We start from the raw sequence: 2220 nt of genomic DNA, 5'->3' as shown, positions 1-2220 counted from the left end.
AGTGAACAGGTCCCCCTACCGGCCGGGTTCACCCTCCCACCGGGCACCCCGCTGCCGGTCGTCACCGCCATCGGCTGGGCCCTGGCCCAACGCGGATCCCCCTACACCTTCGGCGGGGACTGCACCGCACCCCACTCCGGCATCCCGGCGCGTCAGTGCGACTGCTCGTCGCTGATGCAGCAGGCATACCGGGCCGCCGGCATCACCATCCCCCGCACCACCAGCGAGCAGCTCCACGCCGGGACCGCGGTAACCGACTACCGGAACCTTCGGCCGGGGGACCTGCTGTTCATTCCCGGCAGCCGCGGCAGCACCACCCGTCCCGGCCACGTCGGCATGTACCTCGGCCAGGGGCTCATCGTGCAGGCCCCGCACAGCGGCGACGCCGTGAAAACCAGCCGCCTGTCCGCCTGGGTCGGGCAACTGGCCGCGGTCCGCCGCCTCGTCAACTGACCTACCCCCGTGAGGGAGAACATGTCGTGACCACACGTTCGCAAGACGACATCGCTGCCCGGTTGTGGGCGCTCCGCGCCTCTGGCGGGGACCTGTTCGGCTTCCGCGAGGAGGTGCTGGTGCAGGCGCTGGACTTCGACCACGCCCGGGAGTTCCTCAGCCCCGAGGCGACCGCGCAGCAGTGGGACCAGCAGCGGTGGAGTCAGCACAGCGACACCGAGACGTATGCCCGCTGGTACCTGCGGTTCGCGATCGGCAAGATCCTCGACCATCGCAGCGGCTCGGCGAGCCGCTCGGTCGACAAGCTCGCCGAGTTGGCCTGGCTGCTCGGCCGCGACGACGTCGTGGCGGCCATGGACGCGGCTGGCTACCCGATGTACGGGGCGCCGAAAGTCATCGTGTTCGCCGACGGGCTCGGCTGGCCGACCGAAGTCCTCGTCGACGACCCCGACGATCGGCAGGCTCTCGCCCGGATGGCCGGCGGCCGACACTGCAGCCCCGACGGCTGCAACCGGGGCTGCGGGGACTGAACCTGACACCCTCGGGCCACCGTCACGAACAAGGCGATCGGCAGCACCGCTGCCCGGCACTGCCCTGCGGCCCGGTGCCGCGGGCATGAGGTGCCGGCCCGGCGGGGCAGTACACGCCGGCGCCCATGGCCGCCGGCTTGACCACCTGTCGAGGCCGATCGTGTGTGGACGACCACCAAGATCGACGGTCCGGCGGCCAGATCGAGCACACGGTGCGCCATGGGCGGCACCCGGATCGCGATCGGGTCGCCACCGACCGCGTCTGCAAGGAGTCGGCCAGGCCGTTCACCGACCAGCTCGGCTTCCACCGATGGTGCGCCCCGACCTCACTTCGAATCTGGCACAGGTCGCATACCAGCACTTCGCCCGCCGCCTGATACGGCGGCCAGAAATACAGCCCTCTGCACCGCCCGCCCGACCGGGCGGCGGCCTCGCACTTGTCGATGGAGGTCCATCGTGAGTTGTTCCATTCTGATCGGCGCACCCGCCTCCGGCGGCGCCTACACTGCCCGGCTACTGCACACTGGCGGCGACCCCGAGCAGATGTTGCCGCTGCTGCGGCGCATCTGGCAGCACACCTTCACCCGGCACACCCTGGCCCTGACCAGCGCGCTGCTGCGCCACGACTGGACCAGGCTCCACCCCGCGGCGCCCCGTCCCGGGCGGGTCGACCGCGAGCGGCCGGTGGCCGGGGTCGGCTACACCGCCGATCTGCAGGACGGCGTGCGCCGCGGCCTGACCAGTGCCCCTGTCGAGGGTTACCTGGAGTGGATGTACCTCGTCGATGTCGCCACCGACACGGTGGCGGTGTATGAGGCGACCCGCCACGCGCGGTGGCTGCGGCACAGCCGACACCTGCTCGACCCCGACTCGTGCGGGCGGGTGCTGGGCTGCGGCGGCTACACCGCCGACGGCCACCGCTGGGATCAGGCCCATCTGTGGCTGCCGGAGGCCCGTGCCGGCCTGGACGCCGAGATCTGCCTCGGCAGGCACCCCAACGCGGCGAGGGTCCTGCGGTTCGCCGACGCCACCGCCCATGCGGTCCGCGCCGCCACCGCCCCGATGCCGGAGCGGGCCGGCCGGCGTGAGCCGTGGCTGCGGCAGGTGGGGATCGAGTTCGACCTTGTCTGGCCGCACGGGCGGGGGCCGCACCGGCTGCGTCGCGACGCCGACGGGCTGCTGCTGCTCGACGTCGACGTGCCCGACTGGTCGTGGTGGTTGCTGCCCACCCCGAGTG

The 2220-nt window shown here is 72.1% G+C and carries 2 protein-coding genes and 1 pseudogene; all 3 read left to right on the top strand.

The annotated features are described in order from the left end of the window. A partial coding sequence (locus AB0I41_RS35055) for a C40 family peptidase (RefSeq protein ID WP_357115738.1) occupies positions 1 to 453 on the top strand: 453 nt, incomplete at its 5' end. A gap of 26 nt (positions 454 to 479) precedes the next feature. Then, positions 480 to 983 carry a hypothetical protein gene (locus tag AB0I41_RS35050; protein ID WP_357115735.1) on the top strand — a complete coding sequence of 168 codons (504 nt, stop codon included), beginning with the start codon at positions 480 to 482 and terminating at the stop codon, positions 981 to 983. A gap of 456 nt (positions 984 to 1439) precedes the next feature. Further along, positions 1440 to 2220, top strand: a pseudogene (locus AB0I41_RS35045) (hypothetical protein); the annotation flags it as partial.

This window comes from Micromonospora sp. NPDC050200, from assembly GCF_040656135.1.
Lineage (GTDB): Bacteria > Actinomycetota > Actinomycetes > Mycobacteriales > Micromonosporaceae > Micromonospora.
Note: the sequence above shows the minus strand (reverse complement) of the source record. Positions and strands in the feature narration are given on the sequence as shown.